We start from the raw sequence: 24979 nt of genomic DNA, 5'->3' as shown, positions 1-24979 counted from the left end.
CGGCAAGGGGTGTGCGAACGCGGCAGTCCGATCCGCAGCCCCGTACGCTGCTCAGCTCGCCTTCGCCCACGCGTAACGGTGTTCGGGACGGCCGGTGTCGCCGTACTTGAGGCTGAGACTGATGCGGCCCGCGCCCTCCAGGTACTTGAGGTATCGCTGGGCGGTGGAGCGGCTCAGACCGGCCCGGGCGGCGACCTCATGGGCGGACAGTGGCTCGTCGGAGGCCGACAGGACATGGCGGATGACATCGGCCGTGGGTGCGGAGTGACCCTTGGGCAGGGTTGCCGCGGGGCCGGAATCCGCGGTGCGAAGGGCGCCGAAGATCTGGTCGACCTGCTCCTGTCCCGCCTCGCCGCGGCTGTTTCCCATGCCTTCCAGGGTGCGGCGCAGGGCCGCGTAACTCTCCAGTTTGGACCGCAGACCGGCGAAGCTGAACGGCTTGACCAGGTACTGCAGGGCGCCGTACCGCATGGCGGTCCGGACGGTCGACACATCACGGGCCGCGGTCACCATGATCACATCGGCCGGGTGGCCCAGCTGACGCAGCCGCCGTACAAGTGTCAGCCCCGTCTCGTCCGGAAGATAGTGATCGAGAAGGACGAGGTCGACATGGTCACGCTCCAGGAAGGCGAGCGCCTGCGCGGCGGTGTGCGCACGGGAGATGACACGGAAGCCGGGGATCTTGGCGACATATGCGGCATTGATCTCGGCAACGCGGAAGTCGTCGTCCACCACCAGGACATCGATCATCGCAACTCTCCCACTTCGGACAGCGGCCGGACGCTGAGTGCCTCTGGCAGGACGACGGTGAAGACCGCGCCACCGCCGGCCCGGGCCGTGACGCGAGCCGCGCCACCGTAGCGCTCGGCCAGCCGGCGCACCAGCGCCAGACCCAGACCGCGTCCGCGATGGGCGGGGGACTCCTTGGTGGACCAGCCCTCGGTGAAGATCTGCTCGCGCATGCCGGGGGGCACCCCGGGACCGTTGTCGCTGACCCGCAGGACCGCGGTGGTGCCCTCGGCGAGAAGCTCGACCTCGATGAGCGAGGCGACGTCCAGCGCGTTGTCGATGAGGTTGCCGAGGACGGTCACCAGATCGCGCGGGTCCACCACCACGTCCGGGAGCCGGGTGGCCGGTGAGATGCGCAAGGAGGCGCCCCGCTCCGCCGCGATGGCCGACTTGCCCACCAACAGCGCCGACAGCAGAGGATCGTTGACGCGTTCCGCGACCTGCTCCGCCGAGGCCCGGTGACCATTGGCCACCTCCGCGACGAACTCCACCGCGGCGTCGTGCCTCCCGAGTTCCAGCAGCCCGAGCAGGGTGTGCAGTCGGTTGGCGTGCTCGTGGTCCTGGGCGCGCATGGCATCCAGCAGGCCGTGAGTGGAGTCCAGTTCACGGCCGAGCAGTTCCAGCTCGGTACGGTCGCGCAGGGTGACGACGGCTCCGCCGTCACCGGTGGGCATACGGTTGGCGATCAGCACGCGTCCATTGCAGACGGTGATCAGGTTGTCGCCGTCGACCCGTCCCACCAGCACCTCCGTCGTACGGCCCGGCGGCAGCACCTCGCCCAGCGCCCGTCCCACGGCGTCCTGGTCAAGCTCCAGCAGACGCTGCGCCTCGTCGTTGAGCAACCGGATCCGGCCCTTGGCGTCGAGGGCGAGAACGGCCTCGCGAATGCTGTGCAGCATGGCCTCGCGCTCGTCCAGCAACGCGGAGATGTCGGCGAAGGCAAGTCCATGGGTGCTGCGCTGCAGCCGCCGCGAGACGGCCAGGGCGGCCAGCACGCCCGCGGCGAGCGCTGCTCCGGAGTAGAGCAGCAGACCGGGAATGGCGCCGAGCAGCCGCTCATGGACGCTGTCGTAGGCGATGCCCACCGAGACGGCACCGACGATGGTCCCGTCCCTGTCGCGCAGGGGAACCTTCGCGCGTGCCGAGCGGCCCAGGGTTCCGTTGTCGATCTGCATGATCTCCCGGCCACCCAGAGCCGTGCTGGGATCGGTCGAGACGTGTCTGCTGATCTGCGTGATGTCGGTGTGCGACCAGCGCACCCCGCGGGTGTCCATGACCACGATGTAGAGCGCTCCGGTGGCCCGCCGGATCCGCTCCGCCTCGGCCTGCACCGGTCCGGTGGGGCTGGGGTCGGTACTTGTCAGGTCGCGCACCAGAGCGGGCTCGGCGGCGGCGGTCTGGGCGATGGACAGCGCCTGATGCATCGCCTGGTCGTCGAGCTGGTGGCTGAGGGGGGCGAGGAAGAGCCCGGTGACGAGCATGATCACGCCGGTGGTGATGGCCACCTGGGTGAGGAGCACCTGGGCGAAGACACGGCGGGGCCAGTGAATCCGCATGTGCTTCGACCTCTGCCTTCCGCCAGCCAGGAACCTGATGCTCCGTTTCGTCCTTGTGTGAACGCAACGTAAACGTCGCCGTCGCCGATGACCAGTCCCCGTGGCGTATTCGTTGCCGCAGCGTGAGCAGAACGAGCAGAACCGCGGGTTATGGGCAGAAGCAGGAGTTGTGAGCGCAAGGGTGCCCATGTCCCCGGGCCGCACTTAGCGTCCCGCTCCATGAACAGCGAAACGAGCCCCGCCATCGAGCTGCGGGGGGCGAGCAAAGCGTTCCGGACTCCGTCGGGGGCGCTCCACACCGCCGTACGGGATCTGGACCTCACGATCGGGCGCGGTGAGTTCGTCGCCGTGGTGGGCCCCACGGGATGCGGCAAGTCGACCACTCTGACTCTGGTCAGCGGTCTGGAGGAGCCCACCGAGGGGGAGGTGCTGGTGGGCGGCGAGCCGGTGCGCGGCATCGGCGACAAGGTCGGCTTCGTCTTCCAGCAGGACGCGGTCTTCCCCTGGCGGACCGTGCTGTCCAACGTGATGGCAGGTCCCCGCTTCCGCGGCGTGCCGAAGCCGGAGGCGAAGGAGCGGGCCAGGGAGTGGCTCGCCCGGGTCGGGCTGTCCTCGTTCGAAGACCGCTATCCCCACCAGCTGTCCGGCGGTCAGCGCAAGCGCGTCGCCCTCGCCGCCACCTTCGTCAACGACCCCGAGATCCTGCTGATGGACGAACCCTTCTCCGCACTCGATGTGCAGACCAGGGCCCTGATGTCGGACGAACTGCTGGAGCTGTGGGCCGGCACCGGAGCCTCTGTCGTCTTCGTCACCCATGACCTGGAGGAGTCCATCGCGCTGGCCGACAAGGTCGTGGTCATGACCGCTGGACCGGCCACGGTCAAGGAGGTCTTCGAGATCGATCTGCCCCGCCCCCGCAAGGTCGAGCAGGTGCGCCTGGAGCCCCGGTTCATCGAAATCTACCGGGAGATCTGGTCCTCGCTCGGCGAAGAGGTCCGCATCACCCGCGAGAGGGGTGCCCTCGATGTCGCCTGAAACCATCACCGCGAACGCCGTCACCAAGACCGAGCGGACCCGGGCCAGGGCGCGGGCCGCCCGCAACCGCAAGTACCTGGTCCTCGGGAGCCGGATCGCGGTGCTCTTCGCGGTCATCGGGCTGTGGGAGTGGCTGGCCCGGACGTCGGTCATCGACCCGTTCAACTTCTCCATGCCGTCGAAGATCTGGGACCAGATCCGCAGCTGGGTCGTCGACGGTACCGCCCAGGGCTCCCTGTGGGAGCAGATCTGGTACACGCTCTACGAGGCGCTGCTCGGCTGGGTCATCGGTGTGATCGCCGGCGTGCTGCTCGGAATCGCACTGGGCCGAGTCCGCTTCGCCGCCGATGTCCTCGGCCCGTACATCAAGGTGCTCAACGCCCTGCCGCGCATCGTGCTCGCCCCGATCTTCCTCATCTGGTTCGGCCTCGGCCCGGCCTCGAAGGTCGCCTCCGCGGTCGTCCTCGTGTTCTTCCCCGTCTTCTTCAACGCCTTCCAGGGGGCAAGGGAGGTCGACCGCAATCTCGTGGCCAACTCCCGCATCCTGGGCGCCGGCAACCGCCAGGTCACGCTTCAGGTGGTCATCCCCTCGGCCACGTCCTGGATCTTCACCAGCCTGCATGTGAGCTTCGGCTTTGCCCTCATCGGCGCCATCGTCGGTGAGTACATCGGGGCCACCAAGGGACTCGGGCTGCTGGTCGCCGCCTCTCAGGGCACGTTCAACGCCGCCGGTGTCTACGCCGCGATGGTCATCCTCGCGATCGTCGCGCTGCTGGCCGAGGGGCTGCTGACCTTCCTCGAAAAGCGGCTCTTCCGCTGGAAGCCGGCCGAGGCCGACACCGCCCGCTGACTCCGACCGTCATTCGCACACCCGACTGTTTCTTCACAAGGACGTGAATCAGATGCGTACATCCACCCGGATCTCGGCCGTCGCCGTCGCCGGTGCACTCGCCCTGACCAGCCTGACCGCCTGTGGCGGCGGCTCCACCTCGGCCTCCGGCGGCAAGAACGACAAGGTCAAGATCATGGTCGGGGGCCTGGACAAGGTCATCTACCTGCCCGCGATGCTGACCGAGCGGCTCGGCTACTTCAAGGAGGAGGGAGTGTCGGTCCAGCTCCTGACCGAGCCCGCGGGCGTCCAGGCCGAAACGGCACTGGTCTCCGGCGATGTCCAGGGCACGGTGGGCTTCTACGACCACACCCTCGACCTTCAGGTGAAGGGCAAGCAGGTCGAGTCGGTCGTCCAGTTCTCCCAGGCTCCCGGTGAGGTCGAGATCGTCTCCGACAAGGCGGCGGGGGACGTCAGATCGGCGAAGGACTTCAAGGGGAAGAAGCTCGGTGTGACGGGCATCGGCTCCTCGACCGACTTCCTCACGAAGTACCTCGCCGTGAGCAACGATGTGAAGACCAGCGAATTCACGCCCGTGGCGGTCGGAGCGGGGCAGACGTTCATCTCCGCCCTTCAGCAGGGTTCCATCCAGGGCGGTATGACCACCGATCCGACGGTCGCCACCATCCTGGACAAGAAGCTCGGCAAGATCCTCATCGACATGCGGACCCCCGAGGGCTCCAAGCAGGCGCTCGGCGGGCTCTACCCGTCCTCCAGCCTCTACATGCAGACCGAGTGGGTCAACAGCCACAAGGACACCGTCCAGAAGCTGGCCAACGCCTTCGTCAAGACCCTGAAGTGGATGTCCACGCACAGCGCCGACGAGATCGCCGCGAAGATGCCCGCCGACTACGCCCAGGGCGGCGGCAAGGCTCTGTACGCACAGGCGATCAAGAGCACGCTGCCCATGTTCACCACGGACGGCGTCATGCCCGCGGACGGCCCCGCCACCGTCGAGCGGGTCCTGAAGGCATTCAACCCGAACCTGAAGAACGCGAAGGTGGACCTCGCCAAGACGTACACCACGGAGTTCGTCAAGAAGGCGGGCTGACCGAGGGCGTCGACGACGCCTGAGCACACCGGACCGCGGAGCCCCGGCCCGAACGATTCGTCAAGTCGCGCGAGTTGTTCAGCCGGAGCTCCGCTTTCCGCGTTCATCCGTCTATTGCTTCCAGTTCGGCGGCTGTGCGGGATCGAGTGTCCGCCACTGGGCGAGGACCTTGGGGTCCTGCGCATCGAGCCAGTCGGTCAGTTCGCGGAAGGACACACAGCGCACCTCCTTGCGCGGGCAGACCTCTCGCATGGTTTCCTCGGCGGCATCCATGTAGATCCCGCCGTTCCAGTCCTCGAAGTGATTTCCGATGAACAGCGGTGCCCGGCTGCCGTTGAACACCCGATCGAAGCCGGCGACGTAGGAATCCCGTGCCTCCTTGCGCCACGTCCGGTACTGCGCGGGGTCGCCCTCGGTGCTGCCTTCCGACTGGTTGTAGAGGAAGTTGAAGTCCATGGACAGAACCTGGAAGTCCTTGCCGGGGAACGGCAGCATCTGCAGCGGGAGGTCCCAGATGCCGTTCTTCTTGGACGGCCAGATCTGGAAGTCTCCCGGGGAACTCGCGTCGTAACGCCAGCCGAAGGGCTTGGTCGCCGGCAGAAGGGTTTTCTGGCCCTCGAGGCAGGGGGCCCGTCCGCCGACGACCTCGCGAGTGGGGTCGAAGGGCAGCGGATCGAGGTCCTTGAAGCCTGTGTTCGTCTTCCAGTTCTGTACGAAGGAGTAGAACTGGTTGATCTCGCTGATCCACTCGTCCGTACTCCAGTCCCCACCGCCCTTCTTCTCGCAGAAGTGGCCGTTGAAGTGGGACCCGATCTCGTTGCCCTCCCGCCAGGCGCCGCCGAGCTGTTCCAGCGTCATGCGGATGTGTTCGCGCGTCGGGTAGGAGATCGCGGCCGCTCCGGGCTTGTGCTGGGGCGGCTCGTAGAGGTTTTTCTTCTCCTGCGGGAGCAGGTAGATACCGGTGAGGAAGAACGTCATGTGCGCATTGCTCTCCTTCGCCGCACGGCGGAAGCGCGAGAACGTGCGATCGTCGCCCTCGAGCGCACCGTCCCACGAGAACACCACGAACTGGGGCGGCTTCTCACCCGGCTTGAGTCGCTCGGCCTTCAGCCGGCCGGGCTGCGGCCCGGTGTAGGACGTGGAACCGTCTCCCAGAATCTTGACCTTCCCGTCCCACTTCTCCTCTGCCGTCTCCTTTCCGTCACCCCCGCGATGCTCCCGCGCGGTCGGCGTCGGCGCCGCGACGGTGCTCGTGCCCTGCTGGGGAGTCCGGTTGCCCGAGGATTCGTCGGACGACAGCGGGATGAGCGCCGCGGAACCCGACGCGACTGCACATGCCGCGAGCCCCAGGACGATACGGGGCGTCAAGCGGGCCCGTATTCGGCGAACGGCAGATTTTTCTCTGGTATCTGTCACTTCGTCATGGCTTCCGTGTATGTGTTCCAGATCTGGGACGAGAGCTTCTTGCCGGCCGCCGAGTCGCCGCCGAGCCCCTTCAGCGGCAGTGGCGCCAGACTCTTCGTCAGGTCCATGCGGTACACGACGACGGCCGTGGACGCGGCCTGGTTGTAGCCGACGTACCAGCGCGCGGTGTCGTCCTCGGTGGTTCCGGCCTTGGCGGCGACCGGTGAGGAGAATGCGACGCCGCTCGCTCCGCCGGGCCGTGTGAGCGATGCGGTGACCTCGTCGGCGACGGCGGACCGCACGGCGCGCTTCGCCTGCGGCAGATCCATCCGGATCGGCTCGCCGTTGCGGGTGACCTTTCGTACCGAGTACGGATCGGTGTGCACGCCGTGCGCCGCGAACATGCCGTACGCGTCGGCCATGCGGATGGCGCTCGGTGTGGAGTTGCCCATCGAGAACGCGGGAACGGGCGGACCGAAGCTGGACGGGAGCAGCCCGGATGCCTCGGCCGTACTGCGGACCTGCTTCAGTCCCGTATCCATACCGAGTTGGAGGAACGGAGAGTTCGCGGCCTTTGCCATGGCGTCGTGCAGACTGATGCGGCCGTAGGAATGGTCGCCGTCGTTCTGGCCCTTGACCATCTTGCCGCTGCGGTCCCAGTAGGGACCTTCGGGCGTCATGACCGGAATGTCGTCGTCACCGTCGTACAGGGTCGAGGGCGTCACGCTGGTCCGGGGGCCGTTGCGCTTGCGTGAGATGCCGTGCTCCAGGCCGGCGGCGTAGACGAACGGGGTGAACGCCGAACCGGCCGGGACGGTGCCCGCGTTGGATTCGTTGAAGGCCTGCCGCTCGAAGTCCGGTCCGCCGTACACGGCGAGGATCCGGCCGTCCGGGGCGACGGACGAGGCCCCGAACCGGACGTGGCGGTCGGCCTTGCGCTGCCCGGGATCGAGCGAGTCGCGCGCATCCTTCACGGCCCGGGTGAGAGCGGTCATCCGCGGCTTCTCGAACGTCGTGTAGATCTGGTAGCCGCCGAGGTCGAAGCGTGCGTCGGAGATGTGTCCGGCACGCTTGGCGTACGACTCGGCGAGCTGAACGAGGTATCCGTCCTGCCCGGCAGTGCTGTTCGGCTTGTGAGGGGGCTTGGGCTCGGGAAAGGTGGTGTACCGGGCACGCTCGGCCGGGCTCAGCTTGCCGATCTCCACCATGCGGTCCAGCGTCCACTGCCACCGTTCGACGGCGCGGTCACGGTTACGGGGGTTGATGGCGGGATCGTAGAGCGAGGCCCCTTTGAGCAGGGACGCGAGGAACGCACCCTCGCTGGCGTCGAGTTGGGTGACCTCCTTGCCGTAGTAGGCCTGGGCCGCGCGCTGGAGGCCGTAGGTGCCACGGCCGAACCAGCTGGTGTTCAGATACTCCTCGAGAATCTTGTCCTTGCTCACATGGCGGTCGAGTTTGACCGCGAGCAGCATCTCGGTGAACTTGCGGGAGAAGGACTGGTCCTGCGAGAGGTAGACGTTCTTGACGTACTGCTGGGTGATGGTCGATCCGCCCTGGGTGTCTCCCTCGCCGACCGTGCGCCACAGTGCGCGGGTGATTCCCTGCGTAGATATGCCGTGGTCCGAGTAGAAGTCGGCGTTCTCGGCCGCCAGTACGGCCCACCGGACATCGTCGGGAATCTTCGACAGGGGCATCTCCTGGCGGCTCACCCAGCCCGTGCGGGCCATGGGGGTCCCGTCGGCCCAGTAGTAGACGGTGTCCTGCTGGGTGGCGAACGCGTTGAGGTCCTTGGGGATGTCCGTGCGCGCGTAGGCGATGCCCACCACGGTCGTGAGCGTTGCGACGAACATCAGGAACGAACCCACGACCAGCCGCCACGAGGGCACCCATCTTCGCCAGCCGCGCCGCCCCGTGCGCGGATAGTCCGGTCTGCACGGCAGGCGCAGGCGAGGTCGCTTCACCTGTTTCCGGCGTCCCGTCCCGGGGCGCAGTGCGGCCCGAGCGGCATGCGCCTTTCTGCTGAATATGTTGTGCTGTGTCATTCCGTCCAGCCATGACTGGCCGGGCAGGCCGCAGACTACGACCGTGCCCGTACACGTGTAGTGGTCATTGCTCGTCCGCCGCCACACTCCATTTCGGCCGGCCCCGCCAGGGCCCTGCGGACGCCTGCCCGCGTCAGGCGGGCGGCAGAGTCATTCGTCTCGGCCGGTGTATGGCATGTGCATCCCCAGGTTCAGTTCAGGCCGTGCGGCTGCTGATCGGACCGAAACGCCCAGAGGGCGGCCACACGCTTCCCCCCTCGCCGACTCCACCACAGCAAAGGCCAAAGCGTCACCGAGAGTTGCGGCGCGAAGTCACGTAAAGATAACAGGCCGCCGGGGCGGATCACGCCGCCCGGCCCCGACCGGCCGCAGTGGGGGCGTAGTTGGGCTCGTATCGAACGCCTGGCTCTGCGTCATGTCGCTGATCGGTTCATTCCGATCCGCTGGGCGCGGGGCTCGCTGCACGGGTTCCACTGAGTGGTCGCCGGTGTGTTCGCTTTTGGGTGACTTCGCGGCCGGTTGCCGCTGGAGCCCCGCCCGCAGTGCCCCACCATCGCAACCAGCCGGATCTTCCCGGCGTTGGGAGATCGTCGTGCACATCCTGCTCGTGGCCAGCGCGTTCAACAGCCTTACTCAGCGTGTCCATGCCGAAATGAGGGACCGGGGCCACACCGTAGCGGTGGAACTCGCAGCTCCGGAGCCGTCCGTGCGCGACGAGTCGCTGCGGCGAGCTGTGCGCGAGCTCGCGCCCGATCTCATTCTGGCCCCGTTGCTCAAGACCGCCATCCCCCGGGATGTCTGGGCGGCGCACACCTGCCTCGTCGTCCACCCCGGCCCCCCTGGCGACCGCGGGCCTTCCTCCCTCGACTGGGCCATCCAAGAGGGCGCGGACACATGGGGCGTGACGGTTCTGCAGGCCGACGAGGAGATGGATGCCGGGGACATCTGGGCATCGGCCACCTTCCCGGTGCACCCGGTGGGCAAGAGCGATCTGTACCGCAACGAAGTCTCCGACGCCGCGCTGCAGGCCGTGCACCTCGCCGTCGAGCGCTTCTCGTCCGGCACGTACGTTCCTCGACCGCAGACCGGCGGGGATGAGGAGTCGCGCATCCGTACACGGCCGTACCTGCGCCAGGAGCACCGTCGCATCGACTGGGATTCGGACTCCACGGAAGCAGTCCTGCGCAAGCTGCGGGCCGCCGACTCGTACCCCGGCGTGCGCGACGAACTGCTCGGGGACGAATGGTTTCTGCACGGGGGGCACCCGGAGCCCGAACTGCGCGGCGGACCGGGCGAGCTGGTGGCCGTACGGGCAGGGGCGGTCTGCCGGGCGACGACCGACGGCGCGGTGTGGATCCCCGAGCTGCGGCCCCGCCGCAGGCCGGGAGGACCCGCCACGTTCAAACTGCCCGCGGTGACGGCGCTCGCCGGGCGTCTGCCCGCACTGCCGGAGCACCCCGCGCCGCTGTACGAGGAAGGGCACCGGCACGGCTGGAGCGACATCGGCTACCGGGAGGTGGGGCAGGCCGGTTTCCTCACGTTCTCCTTCCCCGGCGGTGCGATGAGCACGGCGCAGTGCCGACGCCTGCACGACGCCTACCGGCTGGCCTGCCGACGGCCCACCTCGGTGCTGGTACTGGGGGGCGGCCGGGACTTCTTCTCCAACGGCATCCACCTCAATGTCATCGAGGCCGCCGCCGACCCCGCAGAGGAGTCCTGGGCCAACATCAACGCCATGGACGACCTCGTGGAGGCCGTGCTGACCACAACGGACCGGCTGGTGGTCTCCGCCGTGGGCGGCAACGCGGCCGCGGGCGGGGTGATGCTCGCGCTGGCTGCGGACGAGGTCTGGTGCAGGACGGGGGCTGTGCTGAACCCGCACTACCGCCTGATGGGGCTGTACGGCTCCGAGTACTGGACGTACACGCTGCCGCGCAGGGTGGGGGCAGCCGTGGCGGAGCGACTCACCGGCAAGGCGCTGCCGGTGAGTGCCGAGGCCGCTGTGAGGCTGGGCCTGGTCGACCGGGCGGTCGACTGCGACGCGCACTCGTTCGCGGGCGAGGTCGTCCGGCTGGCGGCCCGTCTCGCCGTGTCGCCCGCGGCACTGTCGCGGATCGCGGCGAAGAAGGCCGAACGGGACCGGGCCGAGGCCGACAGACCCCTGGCCGACTACCGGGATGAGGAGCTGGCCGTGATGCGGCGGACCTTCTTCGACCCACGGTCGCCCTACCACGCGCTGCGGCGTGCGTTCGTGCTCAAGGATCCTCCGCCGGGCCGGCCGTCGCACCTCGTTCCGGCCTCGACCGGCCGATCTGCGGGGGACCGGCCCGTCCGGGAGCCCGACGTCACCGGACTGGCGGCACACCATGCCGTACTCGCGCCGGGTGCTTGGTACCAAGAACAGTGAAGGTCGATATGTCGGCCTTCGTGTGTCTCTTTCCAGGGAGGCATCCTCATGGATGCAGCAACGTCGAACACCGTGGACGCACCTGCTGCGGCCACCGGAGAAGAGTCCCCGATCCACATCCTCTGGATCAACGCGGGGCTGAGCTGTGACGGCGACTCAGTGGCCCTGACTGCCGCGATGCAGCCGAGCATCGAAGAGATCGTCGTCGGTGCGCTGCCCGGTCTGCCCAAGATCGAGGTCCACTGGCCGCTGATCGACTTCGAAAGCGGTCCGGTGGGCGGTGCGGACACGTTCATCGAGTGGTTCTTCAAGGGCGAGCGCGGCGAGATCGATCCCTTCGTCCTGGTCGTCGAGGGTTCCATCCCGAACGAGACGATCAAGCCGGAGGGGTACTGGTGCGGTTTCGGCGACAACCCGGAGACCGGCCAGCCGATGACCACCAGCGAATGGATCGACCGGCTGGCGCCCAAAGCCCTTGCCGTCGTCGCCATCGGCACCTGCGCCACATACGGCGGCATTCACGCGATGGCCGGTAACCCGACCGGGGCCATGGGCCTGCCCGACTATCTCGGCTGGGACTGGAAGTCGAAGGCCGGCATCCCGATCGTGTGCGTGCCGGGCTGCCCGATCCAACCGGACAACTTCTCGGAGACCCTGACGTACCTGCTGTACCAGGCGGCAGGATCCGCTCCGATGATCCCGCTGGACGACAAGCTCCGTCCGACCTGGCTGTTCGGCGCCAGCGTGCACGAGGGATGCGACCGGGCCGGCTACTACGAGCAGGGCGAGTTCGCCCAGACCTACGACTCGCCCAAGTGCCTGGTCAAGCTCGGCTGCTGGGGCCCGGTCGTCAAGTGCAACGTACCCAAACGCGGCTGGATGAACGGCATCGGAGGCTGTCCGAACGTCGGCGGCATCTGTATCGCCTGCACCATGCCGGGCTTCCCCGACAAGTTCATGCCGTTCATGGACGAACCGCCGGGCGCCAAGGTCTCCGCCACCGCCAGCGGCGCGTACGGGGCGGTCGTCCGCAGGCTCCGTTCGATCACGGCGAAGACCCTGGACAACGAGCCGAAGTGGCGGCACAAGAGGGGCCGGCTGACCACCGGCTACCGGCCCCCGTGGTGAACACGCCGAGGACTCCGACCGCACTCCACACCTTCCGGTGACGACCCCACCTCACGCTTCTCAGAAGGGCTACGGCACACACGATGGCACCGAAAACGAAGGCGGCCGGCGACGGCAGCGGCCTGGTGGAGATGGCCTGGGATCCGATCACCCGGATCGTGGGCAGTCTCGGTATCCACACGAAGATCGACTTCAAGCAGAAGCGGGTCGCGGAGTGCTACAGCACCTCGTCGGTCTTCCGCGGCTACAGCGTCTTCATGCGGGGCAAGGACCCCAGGGACGCGCACTTCATCACGAGCCGCATCTGCGGGATCTGTGGCGACAACCACGCCACGTGTTCCGTGTACACGCAGAACATGGCGTACGGAGTGAAGCCGCCGCATCTCGGTGAGTGGATCATCAACCTCGGCGAGTCCGCGGAGTACATGTTCGACCACAACATCTTCCAGGAGAACCTGGTCGGGGTCGACTACTGCGAAAAGATGGTCCGCGAGACCAATCCCGGCGTCCTGGAACTGGCCGAGCGCACCGAAGCGCCGCACGCCGGGGAGCACGGCTACCGCACGATCGCCGACATCATGCGGTCGCTCAACCCCATCGAGGGCGAGTTCTACCGCGAGGCCCTCCAGGTGAGCCGCTACACCCGGGAGATGTTCTGCCTGATGGAGGGGCGCCATGTGCACCCCTCCACGCTCTACCCGGGCGGCGTGGGCACCATCGCCTCCGTCCAGCTCTTCACGGACTACCTCAGCCGCCTGATGCGCTATGTGGAGTTCATGAAGCGGGTCGTGCCGCTGCACGACGACCTGTTCGACTTCTTCTACGAGGCCCTGCCCGGGTACGAAGAGGTCGGTCGCCGACGGGTGCTGCTCGGCTGCTGGGGAGCGCTCAACGACCCTGAGCACTGCGACTTCACGTACGCCAACATGAGCGACTGGGGACGGAGGATGTTCGTCACCCCCGGTGTGATCGTGGACGGCAAGCTGGTCACCAATGACCTGACCGAGATCAACCTGGGCATCCGGATCCTGCTGGGCAGTTCGTACTACGACGACTGGGAGGGCAAGGAGCAGTTCGTCACCCATGACCCGCTCGGCAACCCGGTCGACCCCCGCCACCCGTGGAACCAGCACACGATCCCGGCGCCGCAGAAGCGGAACTTCGACGACAAGTACAGCTGGGTGATGTCGCCGCGCTGGTTCGACGGCAAGGACCACCTGGCCCTCGACACCGGCGGCGGCCCCATCGCCCGGCTGTGGTCCACCGCGCTCTCCGGGCTCGTCGACGTCGGCTACGTCAAGGCCACCGGCCACAGCGTCGTCATCAACCTGCCGCGCACGATGACCAAGCCCGAGACCACCTTCGAGTGGAAGATCCCGAAGTGGAGCAACGCGCTGGAGCGCAACCGCGCCCGCACCTACTTCCAGGCGTACGCCGCCGCGATCGCGCTGCACTGTGCCGAGAAGGGGCTTGAGGAGGTCCGCGCCGGACGTACCCAGACCTGGGAGAAGTTCGACGTCCCGGACGAGAGCATCGGCGTCGGATTCACCGAGGCCGTGCGCGGCGTGCTGTCGCACCACATGGTGATCAGGGACGGCAAGATCGCCAACTACCATCCGTACCCTCCGACGCCGTGGAACGCCAGCACCAGGGACACCTACGGAACTCCCGGTCCCTACGAGGACGCCGTGCAGAACACGCCGATCTTCGAAGAGAACCCGCCGGAGAACTTCAAGGGCATCGACATCATGCGCGCCGTGCGCAGCTTCGACCCCTGTCTCCCGTGCGGCGTCCACATGTACGTCGGTGGGGGCAAGACGGTGCAGAAGATGCACGTGCCCACCGGGCTGAGCGGACTGGGCGGATGAGCGCGACAACACATACCGCGGCAGCGAAGGCGCTCGACGCGGAGCAGGCCGGACGTCGCATCGAAGAGGTGCTCGAACAACTGACGGCGGCCGGTGACCAAAAGGCCTCCGCGGCGGCCGAGGAACTGGTGCGGGTCCTGATGGACTTCTACGGCGCCGGGCTGGCCCGGATCCTCGACGGTCTCCGGGCCGCACCGAGTCGCGAAACCGGCGACACGCTGGACGAACTCCTGGGCAGCGAACTCGTGTCGAGCCTGCTGGTCCTGCACGACCTGCATCCCGAGGACACCGGCACGCGCATCGGGCGGGCCCTCGCGGCCGTCCGCGATCCCGTCGAGGTGGTGACCTTCGACGGGAGCACAGGCACCCTGCGCCTGCGGACCGCCGGCACGGGCGGATGCGGCTGCAGCGGCTCGTCGTCGGCGCAGCAGTCCGTCGAGAACGCCCTGGCCTGCTTCGCACCGGAGGTGACCACGGTCGAGATGGAGCCTGCCTCCGCCACTCAGGAGCCGGCACTCCTTCAGATCGGAACCCGCCCGCCGCAGGGCGCGGCAACCGCCCGGCCGGCCCCGGCCAGAACGCCATGAGCGCGCCCATGACGTGGGCCGGGCGGCCCGCGCCCGCCTCGGGCGTGCACACGCTGCGGCGGTTCGCGGCACCGCGTGAACCCCGGCAGGAGCGTTGTGAACTGTGCGGAGTGCCGGTTGCCGAGGCGAACCACCGGCATTTGGTGGACACCGAGCAGCGTTCCCTGGCGTGCGCCTGCACCCCCTGTGCCCTGCTCTTCGAGCGGCCCGGCGCCGCCCACGGCCGGTTCCTGAGCGTCCCGGACCGTTATCTGGCCGACCACGACCACCGTCTCGACGACAACGCGTGGGAACTCCTGCAGATCCCGGTCAGCGTCGCCTTCTTCTTCCGCAATGCCGCACTGGACCGGCTGGTGGCGCTCTACCCGAGCCCCGCCGGAGCCACCGAGAGCGAACTCGATCCGTCGACCTGGCAGACGGTCCTCGGCGGCAGCCGTCTCTCCCAACTGCTCGAACCCGACGTGGAGGCACTACTGTTGCGCCGCTCCGAGGGCCGGGCCGAGTGCTATCTGGTACCGATCGACATCTGCTACGAGCTGGTGGGACGCATGCGTCTGTTGTGGCAGGGCTTCGACGGCGGAGCCGAGGCCCGTGCCGATCTGCGAGCCTTTTTCGAACACGTCGAACGCCGGACCGAGGCAACGGTGGGGGAGCGACGTCGATGACGGACTTCACCTTCACCTGCACCGGCGTACGCGCCGACGCGTACGCCGCCGGTCCCACCCTCGTCTTCCGGCTTCGCATCACAGCATCCGAAGAGGCGCGGGTGCACGCACTCGCGCTGCGCTGCCAGATCCGCATCGAGCCGGCCCGGCGTGGCTACGAAACGACTGAGGCCGAGGGACTGACGGACCTGTTCGGAGAGCGCTCACGCTGGGGCAGCACACTCCAGCCCGTGCAGTTCGCCCAGGTCCCGGTCATGGTTCCCGCATTCACCGGGGTGACCGAGACGGACGTCGTCGTGCCCTGCACCTATGACCTGGAGATCGCCGCAACACGGTACTTGAACGCGCTGACGGATGGTGAGGTGCCGCTCCTCATGCTCTTCTCCGGCACCGCCTTCACCGGTTCCGGTGGCTTCCGGGTCGAGCCGGTGCCCTGGGACCTGGAGGCGCCCTTCCGGATGCCGGTGGCGGTGTGGCGGGAGATGGTCGACCAGCACTTCCCCGGGTGCGGCTGGATCCGGCTTCCCCGCGACACCATGAGCGATCTGATCGCATTCCGCTCCCGGCACGCACTGCCCTCCTGGGAGGCGACCGTCCAGGCGCTTCTCGACGTGGCCGGGACCACAGCCCTCCCGCCGGCGGACCGGGCATTCGCCGACGCAGGGCTCGCCGGGCTCGCCGAGAGGACGGCGCAGTGACCACATCCGCGCTCACCCCCGCGCTGGAATCCCGTTTCGCCGCCGCCCGGGGCGTGGCCGACGCCGTCCTCTTCGAGGGCTACGTCCTTTACCCGTACCGCGCGTCGGCGGCCAAGAACCGGCTCCGCTGGCAGTTCGGGGTGCTCGTACCACCGGCCTGGGCGGCGGCCGCCGAAGAGCACGACTTCCAGCACACCGAGTGCCTGATGGAACCGAAGGCCGACGCGACTCTGGCGGCCGAGGTGCGGTTCCTGCACGCCCAACGGCGCACCGTGCAGCAGCTCCGCGACGACGGCACCTTCGAGACCGTTCCCGAACTCCACCTTACCGACCGGGTCCTGGTTCCCTGGGACGAGGGTGCGGAGGAACGGGTCGAAGCGCTCGCCACCGTGGCCGAGCTCACCGGCGACGGAGTCGTCGTCCCCTTCACGCGCCCGGCACGCGAGGAGACCGAAACCGTCCGTGACGACGACGGCCGGACCGTGGGCCGCCTGGTGCGCCGCTGCGAGGAGATCAGCGGCGCGGTACGGCTCTCCGCCGCCGAACTCGACGGCCCGTACCGCGCGATGCGGCTCACCGCCGTCGTGGAGAACACCAGCACATGGACGCCGGACGCCGGCGACGCGGACCGAGACGCCGCTCTGCCCAGGTCACTGGTGGCGGCCCACCTTCTCCTGGGCCTGAGCGCGGGCTCGTTCCTGTCGATGACGGATCCTCCCGAGTGGGCCAAGGGCGCAGTCGAGGGCTGCCGGAATCTGCACACCTGGCCCGTACTGGCCGGGGAGCCCGGCCGCGCGGACCTGATGCTCTCGTCCCCCATCATCCTTGAGGACCACCCGGCCATCGCCCCGGAGAGCCCCGGAGCGCTGTACGACTCCACGGAGATCGACGAGATCCTCGCGCTGCGCACAGCCGCCCTGACGGACCAGGAGAAGCGCGAGGCCCGTGGGACGGACGACCGGGCGGCCGCCGTGATCGACCTGGCCGACTCGATGCCCCCCGAGGTCCTGGAGCGGTTGCACGGCGCGGTGCGGGCCCTGCGGGAAGTCACCGAGCCCGGTGCGCCGGCAGCCGTTCCGTCCGACGGATTTCCGCAAATGCCGGAAGGGTCCGACGAGTGCGACCTGATCCGGCCGGACCAGCCGTGGTGGGACCCGGCCGCCGACACCGGCGCCGACCCGGCACGCGACCGGATCCTGGTGGACGGCCGGTCGGTGGGCGCGGGCAGCCGCGTACTCCTGCGGCCGGGCCTGCGCCGCACCGACGCCCAGGACCTCTTTCTGCAAGGTCGCAGCGCACTGGTCGAAGCAGTACTCCACGACGTGGACGGGGGAGTGCACCTCGCGGTCACCGTGGAGGGCGATCCGGGTGCGGACATCCGGCGCGAGCAGGGCCGGTTCCTGTACTTCCAGCCCGACGAGGTCGCACCGCTGGAGGACGCATGACAGCGCCCTCGGAGCGGAGAGCGACGACTCTGGTCGCGGGCGTCGGCAACATCTTTCTCGGCGACGACGGCTTCGGTGTCGAGACCGTACGACGACTGGCGTCAGCACCCCTGCCCGGCCACGTCGAAGCAGTGGACATCGGGGTGCGCGGAGTCCACCTCGCGTACCAGCTCCTCGACGGATACGACACGCTGGTCCTGATCGATGCCACCGAACGCGGCGGCGATCCCGGAACGCTGTATCTGATCGAGGCCGACCGGCCCGGCCGTATCGAGCCGCAGGAAGCTCTGCTCGACGGCCACCGCATGTCCCCCGACGCGGTCCTGGCCCTGCTGGAGACCCTGTGCGCAGGGACGGGCTGCATCCCCCCGAGACGCACGCTGGTCGTCGGATGCGAACCCGCCTGCGTCGCCGAGGGCATCGGACTCAGCGGCCCCGTGGCCGCTGCCGTACCGGAGGCCGTGAACATGGTCCTGCGCCTTGTGCGGGACGACGAACGGACCGCGCCCACCGCACAGTCGGCGGTCGGCCGGGCCATCAACTGAGGAGACGAACACCGTCATGAAGAAGATCATCATCGGCGGCGCGGTCGCCGTCGCCGTTGCCGCACTCGTGGCCCAGGTACTGCCCGACATCAAGCGCTACGTGCGCATGCGGTGCATGTGACGGCACCCGGATCCATCAGGTCCCGGGCTGCACCGAATGACGTACGTACCGTCCGGCGTCGGCGAGCCAGCCCGGCTGCGGCTGCAACCCCCCGGTGTAATGAGCGGGCAGGACGGAGACCCATGCACGAGATGTCCATCGCCATGGCCGTCGTCGGCCAGGTGGAAGAAGCGGCCCTGGCCGGCGGCGCCGTCGCCGTCACAGCCGTCCGGCTCCAGGTCGGCGAGCTGGCCGGAGTGGTCCCCGACGCACTGTCCTTCTGTTTCGAACTGGCCTGCGCCGGGACCGTTCTGGAAGGCGCGGAGCTGGTGGTCGACTCCGTACGGGCGAGAGCACGCTGCGCGCCCTGCGCGGACGAATGGGCGGTCGGAATGCCTCCGCAGTTGTGCTGCCCCTTGTGCGGCGAGGCAACCGCGGAGCTGCTCTCGGGCCGCGAACTGCAGATCTCCGACGTCCGCTGGGACGAAGGATCTGCGCAGAGACATACCCGTGAACCGATTTCCGAGGAGCGCTGAACCATGTGCCGTGTGGTCGATCTGCAGCAGGCGGTACTCGCGAAGAACGACACGACAGCGCACCACCTGCGCACCGAACTGGCCGCTCGCGGCACCACGGTCGTCAATCTGCTCTCCAGCCCGGGCAGCGGGAAGACGGCACTGCTCGAACGCGAACTGGTCCTGGCCCGTGAGACGGGCGTCCCCGTCGCGGCGCTGACCGCCGACCTGGCCACCGAGAACGACGCCATGCGCCTGGCCCGCTCCGGAGCCCCGGTCAAGCAGGTGCTCACCGACGGCCTCTGTCACCTGGAGGCCCGGATGCTGGGCGGGCACCTCGACGGGTGGCTGCCCGAGGAAACCCGGCTCCTCTTCGTGGAGAACGTCGGCAACCTGGTCTGCCCGGCCTCGTACGATCTCGGCGAAACTCTGAGGGTCGTCCTCGCCTCGGTCACCGAGGGCGAGGACAAGCCGCTGAAGTACCCCACCGCCTTCGGGCTGGCGCACCTGGTGCTCGTCACCAAGACGGACATCGCCGAGGCTGCGGCCTTCGACGAGGACGCGTTCCGCGCCCACGTCGAGCAGGTCAATCCTGGTGTGGAGGTGCTCCTCACCTCTGCCCGGCGCGGTGACGGCGTCGGGGTGCTCCTCGAACGGGCGCTGGACGCCGCGAGTGGAGCCCCGGTCCACCGGCCTGTCATGGCCCAGCAGCACCACTCCACGCACACCCACACACACGCAGCGCCCGGCGAGACTTCTCACGGCCGCCCCCACACGCATGCCGGCCGGGGCGGGCCCGGCGCAGCGACGGATGCGTCCGGCGCCATGGCGCAGACCCGCGCGTGACGACCCAACGGTCCGGCCCGGCCATGGGAGAGCCGGTGCAGCGTCGCCGGGTCACCGTCCGGGGCGTCGTCCAAGGCGTCGGGTTCCGGCCCTACTTGTACACGCGCGCTCTCGCCATGGGCCTGGCGGGACACGTCACCAACACCCCCGAGGGCGTCGTCGCGGAAGTCGAGGGCTCACCCGGTGCCGTGGCTCTGTTCTGCGAAGGGATCGTCGCGAACGCACCGCCCATGGCCGTCCTCGATTCCGTCGAGCACAGGGAGGTCCCCGCCGAGGGCGGTGCCGGATTCACCATCGTCGCCTCCCGGACCGGCGGACCTTCCCGCACGCTCGTCCCCCCGGACGTGGCCACCTGCGCCGACTGCCTCGCCGAGCTGGCCGACCCCGCGGACCGGCGCCACCGGCATCCCTTCATCACCTGCACCAACTGCGGGCCGCGGTTCACCATCGTCACGGATCTGCCGTACGACCGCGCACACACCACCATGGCCCGCTTCCCCATGTGCCCCGACTGCGCCCGCGAGTACGCAGACCCCGCCGACCGCCGCTTCCATGCCCAGCCGGTCGCCTGCCACCGATGCGGGCCGCGACTCGGTCTGCTGGTGGCGCACCCGGACCCGGACAAGGCCCCGCGACGTATCACCGCAACGGACCCGGTCGCCGAGGCCCGCAGACTCCTGGCCGGCGGCGCGGTCCTCGCCGTCAAGGGGCTCGGCGGATACCACCTCGCGTGCGATGCGACCAACGCCCGGGCCGTGGCCGCACTCCGCCGCCGCAAGGCCCGTGGAGACAAGCCGTTCGCCCTGATGGCCCGCGACATCGGCGACATCGAACACCTCGTCCATGCCGGCGCAGAGGAGCGGGCGCTGCTCACCGGCGTCGTCCGGCCGATCGTCCTGCTGAGGCGCCGCAGCCGCGCCGTTCCCGGGCCGGTCGCCCCGGCACCGTCGGACAACGTCGCCCCGGGCAGCCCCGATCTCGGTGTCATGCTTGCCTACACCCCCCTGCACCACCTGCTCCTCGGCCTGCCCGGCGACCCGGCCGGGCCGCGCCTTCTCGTCATGACGAGCGGCAATGTGGCCGGGGAGCCGATCGTCACCGACGACGCCGACGCGCTGGACCGGCTCGCCCGTCTGGCCGACGCCTGGCTGACCCACGACCGGCCGATCCAGGTACCGTGCGACGACTCCGTCGTACGCGTCTGTGACGGGGAACTGCTGACCGTACGCCGCTCACGCGGATACGCCCCCCGGACCTTCGAACTGCCTCTCCCGGTGCCGGCGATCCTCGCCGCGGGCGGCGACCTCAAGAACACCCTGTGCCTGGCGGAGGGGCGCAGAGCCTGGCTGTCCGCCCACATCGGTGACATGGACGACCTCGCCACACAACATGCCTTCGAGGACGCAGGACAGCAGTTGGAGACCATCACCGGGGTGCGCCCCGCAGTCCTGGCCGTCGACAGACATCCCGGATACCGCTCGGGACAGCTGACCCGCCGTCTGGCCGGTGCGCGGCAGGTCGTACACGTACAGCACCATCACGCACACATCGCCTCCGCCATGGCCGAACACGGGCTGGACGGCGGCCGGCGGGTGATCGGCGTCGCGTTCGACGGCACCGGCTACGGCGACGACGGAGCCGTGTGGGGCGGAGAGATCCTGCTGGCGGACTACGACGGTTACCACCGCTTCGGGCATCTCGCGTATGTCCCCCTGCCGGGCGGCGACGCCGCCGTACGGCGTCCCTACCGCATGGCCCTGTCACATCTGCACGCGGCAGGAATCGGCTGGGGGCAGGATCTGCCGTGCACGGCTGCCTGTCCGCCCGACGAACTGGGCGTGCTCTCCCGGCAGTTGGAGCGGAGTCTCAACTGTGTCCCCACCTCCAGCATGGGCCGGCTGTTCGACGCCGTCTCCTCCCTCGCCGGTATCTGTCACCGGGCCGGATACGAGGCCCAGGCCGCCGTCGAACTCGAAGCCGCCGCGCTCGGGGCGGCCGAGGACGACCGCGCGGGATACGGCTTTGCGCTGCGCACTCCCGCACCGGACGGCGGGAGTGCGCTGATCGCCGACCCGGCGCCCGTACTGTCGGCGGTGGTCGAGGACGTGCGCGCGGGAACTGCGCCGGGCGTCATCGCGGCACGGTTCCACGAGTCGGTCGCCGCCCTCGTGCGCAGCACCTGCGTCCTGGCGCGTGAGCGGTACGGCCTGGACACCGTGGCCCTGACCGGCGGGGTGTTCGCCAACACCCGGCTCTCCTCGGCCTGTGCCCGGACGCTTCGCGGCCACGGCTTCACCGTCCTGCGACATCACCGGGTCCCCCCGAACGACGGGGGGCTGGCACTGGGGCAGGTGATGGTGGCCGCCCGAACCCGCGCCGTCCGAACACTCGATGACCGCATCGGCGCGGCGCAGGGGAGTGCGGCCACCCACTGACGGCGTGTCCCGGCAGGACCGGGCAGGCGGATCAACCACAGCAAGGAGAAGCCATGTGCCTGGCGGTGCCCGGCAGAGTACTGGAAATCGAGGAACGGGACGGCACACGCATGGCCACCGTCGATTTCGGCGGAGTGGTCAAGGAAGCATGTCTGGAGTATCTGCCGGACCTTCAGGTCGGCGAGTACGCCATCGTCCACGTGGGGTTCGCCCTGCAGAAGCTGGACGAGGAGTCGGCCCGGCAGACACTGGAGCTGTTCGCCCAACTCGGCATGCTCCAGGAAGAGTTCGGTGACCCGTGGGAAATGGCGGCAGAGGCGGGTGGGCTGCCGCTGCCCGGCGCCGGTGAAGCAGCCCAGGAGGCGCAGCAGTGAAGTACATCGACGAATTCCAGGACCCCGCACTGGCCCGGCGTCTGCTCGACGAGATCCGCTCCACCGTGACCAGGCCATGGGCGCTGATGGAGGTCTGCGGCGGGCAGACGCACACGATCATCCGGCACGGCATCGATCAACTGCTGCCGGACCAGGTCGAACTGATCCATGGACCGGGCTGCCCGGTGTGCGTCACGCCTCTGGAGGTCATCGACAAGGCGCTGGAGATCGCCTCCCGCCCGGAGGTGATCTTCTGTTCCTTCGGTGACATGCTCCGCGTCCCCGGCACCGGCCGGGACCTGTTCCGGGTCCGCAGCGAGGGCGGCGACGTACGGGTCGTCTACTCCCCGCTCGACGCGCTGAAGATTGCCCAGCAGAACCCGGATCGGGAGGTCGTGTTCTTCGGGATCGGCTTCGAAACCACTGCGCCTCCCAACGCGATGACGGTCTATCAGGCACGCAGGCTCGGCATCCGCAACTTCAGCCTGCTGGTGTCCCATGTCCGGGTGCCACCGGCGATCGAGGCGATCATGCAGTCGCCGAGCTGCCGGGTGCAGGCATTCCTCGCCGCAGGACATGTGTGCAGCGTCATGGGCGTGGGCGAGTATCCCGATCTGGCCGAACGGTTCGGTGTCCCGATCGTGGTGACAGGGTTCGAACCGCTGGACATCCTGGAAGGCGTGCGCCGTACCGTGGCTCAGCTGGAACGCGGTGAACACACGGTGGACAACGCCTACCCGCGCGCAGTGCGCCCGGAGGGAAACCCCGCCGCTCTGGCCATGCTGGAGGACGTCTTCGAGGTGACCGACCGGGCCTGGCGCGGCATCGGCGTCATCCCCGGCAGCGGCTGGCGGCTCTCCCCGCGCTATCGGGACTACGACGCCGAATACCGCTTCTCGGTGACCGGTATCGATACCCGTGAACCCGCTCAGTGCCGCAGCGGAGAGGTCCTGCAGGGCCTGCTGAAGCCCCATGAATGCGAGGCATTCGGCACCATCTGCACTCCTCGCACGCCACTCGGAGCGACCATGGTCTCCAGCGAGGGCGCCTGCGCCGCGTACTACCTCTACCGGCGGCTGGACATGAAGAAGACCGCACCTCTGGAGGCGAGCTCCGTTGGCTGAGACCGTCGAGATCTCCACGCGTGGTGACGCAACCGCTTCGGCGACGCCTCCCTCCGGTGTCCCGCCGCTCGATCCCACGGCATGGACATGCCCGGCCCCGCTGCGGGATCACCCGCGCATCGTGATGGGCCACGGCGGTGGCGGCGCGCTCTCCGCCGAACTGGTCCAGCACATCTTCGCCCCCGCCTTCGGAGGTGAGGTGCTCGCGCAGATGGGCGATTCGGCATCGGTGTCGCTGGGCGGCGCCCGCCTGGCCTTCTCCACCGACTCGTTCGTGGTGCGGCCGCTGTTCTTCCCCGGTGGCAGTATCGGCGACCTCGCGGTCAACGGCACCGTCAACGACCTGGCCATGAGCGGTGCGCGTGCGGCCTATCTGTCCTGCGGATTCATCCTGGAGGAGGGCGTCGAGCTGTCCGTCGTCGCGCGCGTGGCCGACGCCTTCGGCGCCGCCGCGCGCAACGCGGGCGTCGAGGTGGCGACGGGGGACACCAAGGTGGTCGAAGCCGGTCATGGAGACGGCATCTTCATCAACACCGCCGGCATCGGCCTCATCCCGGCCGGCGTAGACCTGTGTCCGCAGCGTGTCGTCCCGGGTGACGTCGTGATCGTCAGCGGGGCGATCGGTGTCCACGGCGTGGCAATCATGAGCGTGCGCGAGGGCCTGGAGTTCGGCGTCGAGATCGAGAGCGACTGCGCGGCCCTGGGAGGACTTGTGGCTGCCATGCTCGCGGTCACCCCGGACCTGCACGTACTGCGCGACCCCACCCGTGGGGGGCTCGCCGCATCCCTCAACGAGATCGCAGCGGCGTCGGGCACCGGCGTCGTGATCCAGGAGCGACACGTCCCTGTCCCTCCGCCGGTGGCCAATGCCTGCGCCATCCTGGGCCTCGACCCGATGTACGTCGCCAATGAGGGGAAGCTGGTGGCGTTCGTACCGCGTGAACACGCCGATGCGGTCCTGGACGCGATGCGTGCACACCCGCTGGGCCGGGATGCGGCAGTCATCGGTGAGGTGGTGGACGCCCACCCGGGCATGGTGGTGGCCCGCACCGGGCTCGGCGGTACACGGGTGGTCGACCTGCCGGTCGGGGAGCAACTGCCGCGGATCTGCTGACGACCCGCCGCCCTGCGCCGGATCCCACGGCGTGCCCGGCCCGAAGGCACGCCGGATTCGGTTGCAGGGCACGGGAGTCCACCGACCATGCCGGCGGCCTGGCCGGCCTCTGTCCGGCAGTCCGGGCCACTCCGTAGGGCTCCGACCGCACGGCGATGGAACCGTTCCGGCACAGGGGCGGGACGGTTCTCGTCGTGCGGGTCCGGCAGCACCGACAGGTGTTGCACCGAACCGGCCATTTCGAATTGCCGACCGCGCCCCCCTGCGCGCGGCGGGCCACTGAGCCGTACCCCCGCCGACGCTGGGATCCTCAGCGGGGATGCGGAGGGGCGCGAGGAGGCGTCAAGCGCTGTTCTGGCCAA

At 68.9% G+C, this 24979-nt stretch carries 22 protein-coding genes; 18 read left to right on the top strand and 4 right to left on the bottom strand.

What is annotated here, in order from left to right; genetic code table 11:
* Positions 1-51: 51 nt before the first annotated feature.
* A complete protein-coding gene (locus tag ACFVYE_RS13620) occupies positions 52-750 on the bottom strand; it encodes a response regulator (RefSeq protein WP_383964094.1) in 699 nt (232 codons plus the stop codon).
* Positions 747-2345 (bottom strand): ATP-binding protein, encoded by a 1599-nt coding sequence (locus ACFVYE_RS13615; RefSeq protein ID WP_383964091.1) that lies wholly within the window; start codon positions 2343-2345, stop codon positions 747-749. The genes ACFVYE_RS13620 and ACFVYE_RS13615 overlap by 4 nt, the downstream gene beginning before the upstream one ends.
* 219 nt (positions 2346-2564) lie before the next feature.
* Between ACFVYE_RS13615 and ACFVYE_RS13610 the strand changes: the two genes are divergently transcribed.
* From ACFVYE_RS13610 to ACFVYE_RS13600, 3 genes are read left to right on the top strand one after another with little or no spacing between them, the layout of a single operon-like run.
* On the top strand, positions 2565-3380 hold the full coding sequence (locus ACFVYE_RS13610) for an ABC transporter ATP-binding protein (protein WP_266355177.1): 816 nt from the start codon (positions 2565-2567) through the stop codon (positions 3378-3380).
* Positions 3370-4230, top strand: coding sequence for an ABC transporter permease (locus ACFVYE_RS13605; protein ID WP_383964087.1), 861 nt, complete (start codon positions 3370-3372; stop codon positions 4228-4230). Before ACFVYE_RS13610 ends, ACFVYE_RS13605 begins: the two co-directional genes overlap by 11 nt.
* Positions 4231-4282: 52 nt before the next feature.
* The gene (locus tag ACFVYE_RS13600; protein ID WP_383964083.1) at positions 4283-5320 is read left to right on the top strand and encodes an ABC transporter substrate-binding protein; all 1038 of its coding nucleotides are present in this window, start codon (positions 4283-4285) and stop codon (positions 5318-5320) included.
* 111 nt (positions 5321-5431) lie between these two features.
* Here ACFVYE_RS13600 and ACFVYE_RS13595 read toward each other — a convergent pair whose 3' ends face one another.
* Both ACFVYE_RS13595 and ACFVYE_RS13590 read right to left on the bottom strand, forming a co-directional pair.
* Positions 5432-6688 carry a hypothetical protein gene (locus ACFVYE_RS13595; RefSeq protein WP_383964081.1) on the bottom strand — a complete coding sequence of 419 codons (1257 nt, stop codon included), beginning with the start codon at positions 6686-6688 and terminating at the stop codon, positions 5432-5434.
* Between the two features lie 44 nt (positions 6689-6732).
* Positions 6733-8766 (bottom strand): transglycosylase domain-containing protein, encoded by a 2034-nt coding sequence (locus ACFVYE_RS13590; RefSeq protein WP_383964078.1) that lies wholly within the window; start codon positions 8764-8766, stop codon positions 6733-6735.
* A gap of 592 nt (positions 8767-9358) precedes the next feature.
* Here ACFVYE_RS13590 and ACFVYE_RS13585 point away from each other — a divergent pair.
* The 15 genes from ACFVYE_RS13585 to hypE all read left to right on the top strand — a co-directional run bounded on the left by ACFVYE_RS13585 (position 9359) and on the right by hypE (position 24617).
* Positions 9359-11173 (top strand): hydrogenase maturation protein, encoded by a 1815-nt coding sequence (locus ACFVYE_RS13585; protein WP_383964075.1) that lies wholly within the window; start codon positions 9359-9361, stop codon positions 11171-11173.
* A 48-nt stretch (positions 11174-11221) separates the two neighbouring features.
* Positions 11222-12301, top strand: a complete 1080-nt coding sequence (locus ACFVYE_RS13580; protein ID WP_383964072.1) for a hydrogenase expression protein HypE — start codon at positions 11222-11224, stop codon at positions 12299-12301.
* An 83-nt stretch (positions 12302-12384) separates the two neighbouring features.
* A complete protein-coding gene (locus tag ACFVYE_RS13575) occupies positions 12385-14169 on the top strand; it encodes a nickel-dependent hydrogenase large subunit (RefSeq protein ID WP_383964069.1) in 1785 nt (594 codons plus the stop codon).
* Positions 14166-14756 carry a hypothetical protein gene (locus ACFVYE_RS13570; RefSeq protein WP_383964067.1) on the top strand — a complete coding sequence of 197 codons (591 nt, stop codon included), beginning with the start codon at positions 14166-14168 and terminating at the stop codon, positions 14754-14756. Before ACFVYE_RS13575 ends, ACFVYE_RS13570 begins: the two co-directional genes overlap by 4 nt.
* Complete coding sequence (locus tag ACFVYE_RS13565; protein WP_383964065.1) at positions 14753-15421, top strand: DUF5947 family protein; 669 nt, start codon at positions 14753-14755, stop codon at positions 15419-15421. The genes ACFVYE_RS13570 and ACFVYE_RS13565 overlap by 4 nt, the downstream gene beginning before the upstream one ends.
* The gene (locus tag ACFVYE_RS13560) at positions 15418-16119 is read left to right on the top strand and encodes a DUF6084 family protein (protein WP_383964062.1); all 702 of its coding nucleotides are present in this window, start codon (positions 15418-15420) and stop codon (positions 16117-16119) included. The genes ACFVYE_RS13565 and ACFVYE_RS13560 overlap by 4 nt, the downstream gene beginning before the upstream one ends.
* A complete protein-coding gene (locus ACFVYE_RS13555) occupies positions 16116-17564 on the top strand; it encodes a hypothetical protein (RefSeq protein ID WP_383964059.1) in 1449 nt (482 codons plus the stop codon). Before ACFVYE_RS13560 ends, ACFVYE_RS13555 begins: the two co-directional genes overlap by 4 nt.
* Entirely contained in the window at positions 17561-18109 is a 549-nt protein-coding gene (locus tag ACFVYE_RS13550; RefSeq protein ID WP_383964056.1) for a hydrogenase maturation protease, read from the top strand. Before ACFVYE_RS13555 ends, ACFVYE_RS13550 begins: the two co-directional genes overlap by 4 nt.
* A 16-nt stretch (positions 18110-18125) precedes the next feature.
* Positions 18126-18230 (top strand): DUF6893 family small protein, encoded by a 105-nt coding sequence (locus ACFVYE_RS13545; protein ID WP_383964053.1) that lies wholly within the window; start codon positions 18126-18128, stop codon positions 18228-18230.
* A 122-nt stretch (positions 18231-18352) separates the two neighbouring features.
* Entirely contained in the window at positions 18353-18745 is a 393-nt protein-coding gene (hypA, locus tag ACFVYE_RS13540; protein ID WP_383964050.1) for a hydrogenase maturation nickel metallochaperone HypA, read from the top strand.
* Positions 18746-18748: 3 nt separating this feature from the next.
* Positions 18749-19570, top strand: a complete 822-nt coding sequence (hypB, locus tag ACFVYE_RS13535) for a hydrogenase nickel incorporation protein HypB (protein ID WP_383964047.1) — start codon at positions 18749-18751, stop codon at positions 19568-19570.
* A 23-nt stretch (positions 19571-19593) separates the two neighbouring features.
* Entirely contained in the window at positions 19594-22005 is a 2412-nt protein-coding gene (hypF, locus tag ACFVYE_RS13530; RefSeq protein ID WP_383964103.1) for a carbamoyltransferase HypF, read from the top strand.
* A gap of 53 nt (positions 22006-22058) precedes the next feature.
* Positions 22059-22379, top strand: coding sequence for a HypC/HybG/HupF family hydrogenase formation chaperone (locus ACFVYE_RS13525; protein WP_093897385.1), 321 nt, complete (start codon positions 22059-22061; stop codon positions 22377-22379).
* On the top strand, positions 22376-23503 hold the full coding sequence (hypD, locus tag ACFVYE_RS13520; protein ID WP_383964043.1) for a hydrogenase formation protein HypD: 1128 nt from the start codon (positions 22376-22378) through the stop codon (positions 23501-23503). The genes ACFVYE_RS13525 and hypD overlap by 4 nt, the downstream gene beginning before the upstream one ends.
* 10 nt (positions 23504-23513) lie before the next feature.
* A complete protein-coding gene (gene hypE / locus ACFVYE_RS13515) occupies positions 23514-24617 on the top strand; it encodes a hydrogenase expression/formation protein HypE (protein WP_383964100.1) in 1104 nt (367 codons plus the stop codon).
* Positions 24618-24979 lie beyond the last annotated feature (362 nt).

Source organism: Streptomyces sp. NPDC058239, assembly GCF_042882185.1.
Classification (GTDB): domain Bacteria; phylum Actinomycetota; class Actinomycetes; order Streptomycetales; family Streptomycetaceae; genus Streptomyces.
This window is presented reverse-complemented; position numbering and strand designations above follow the sequence as displayed.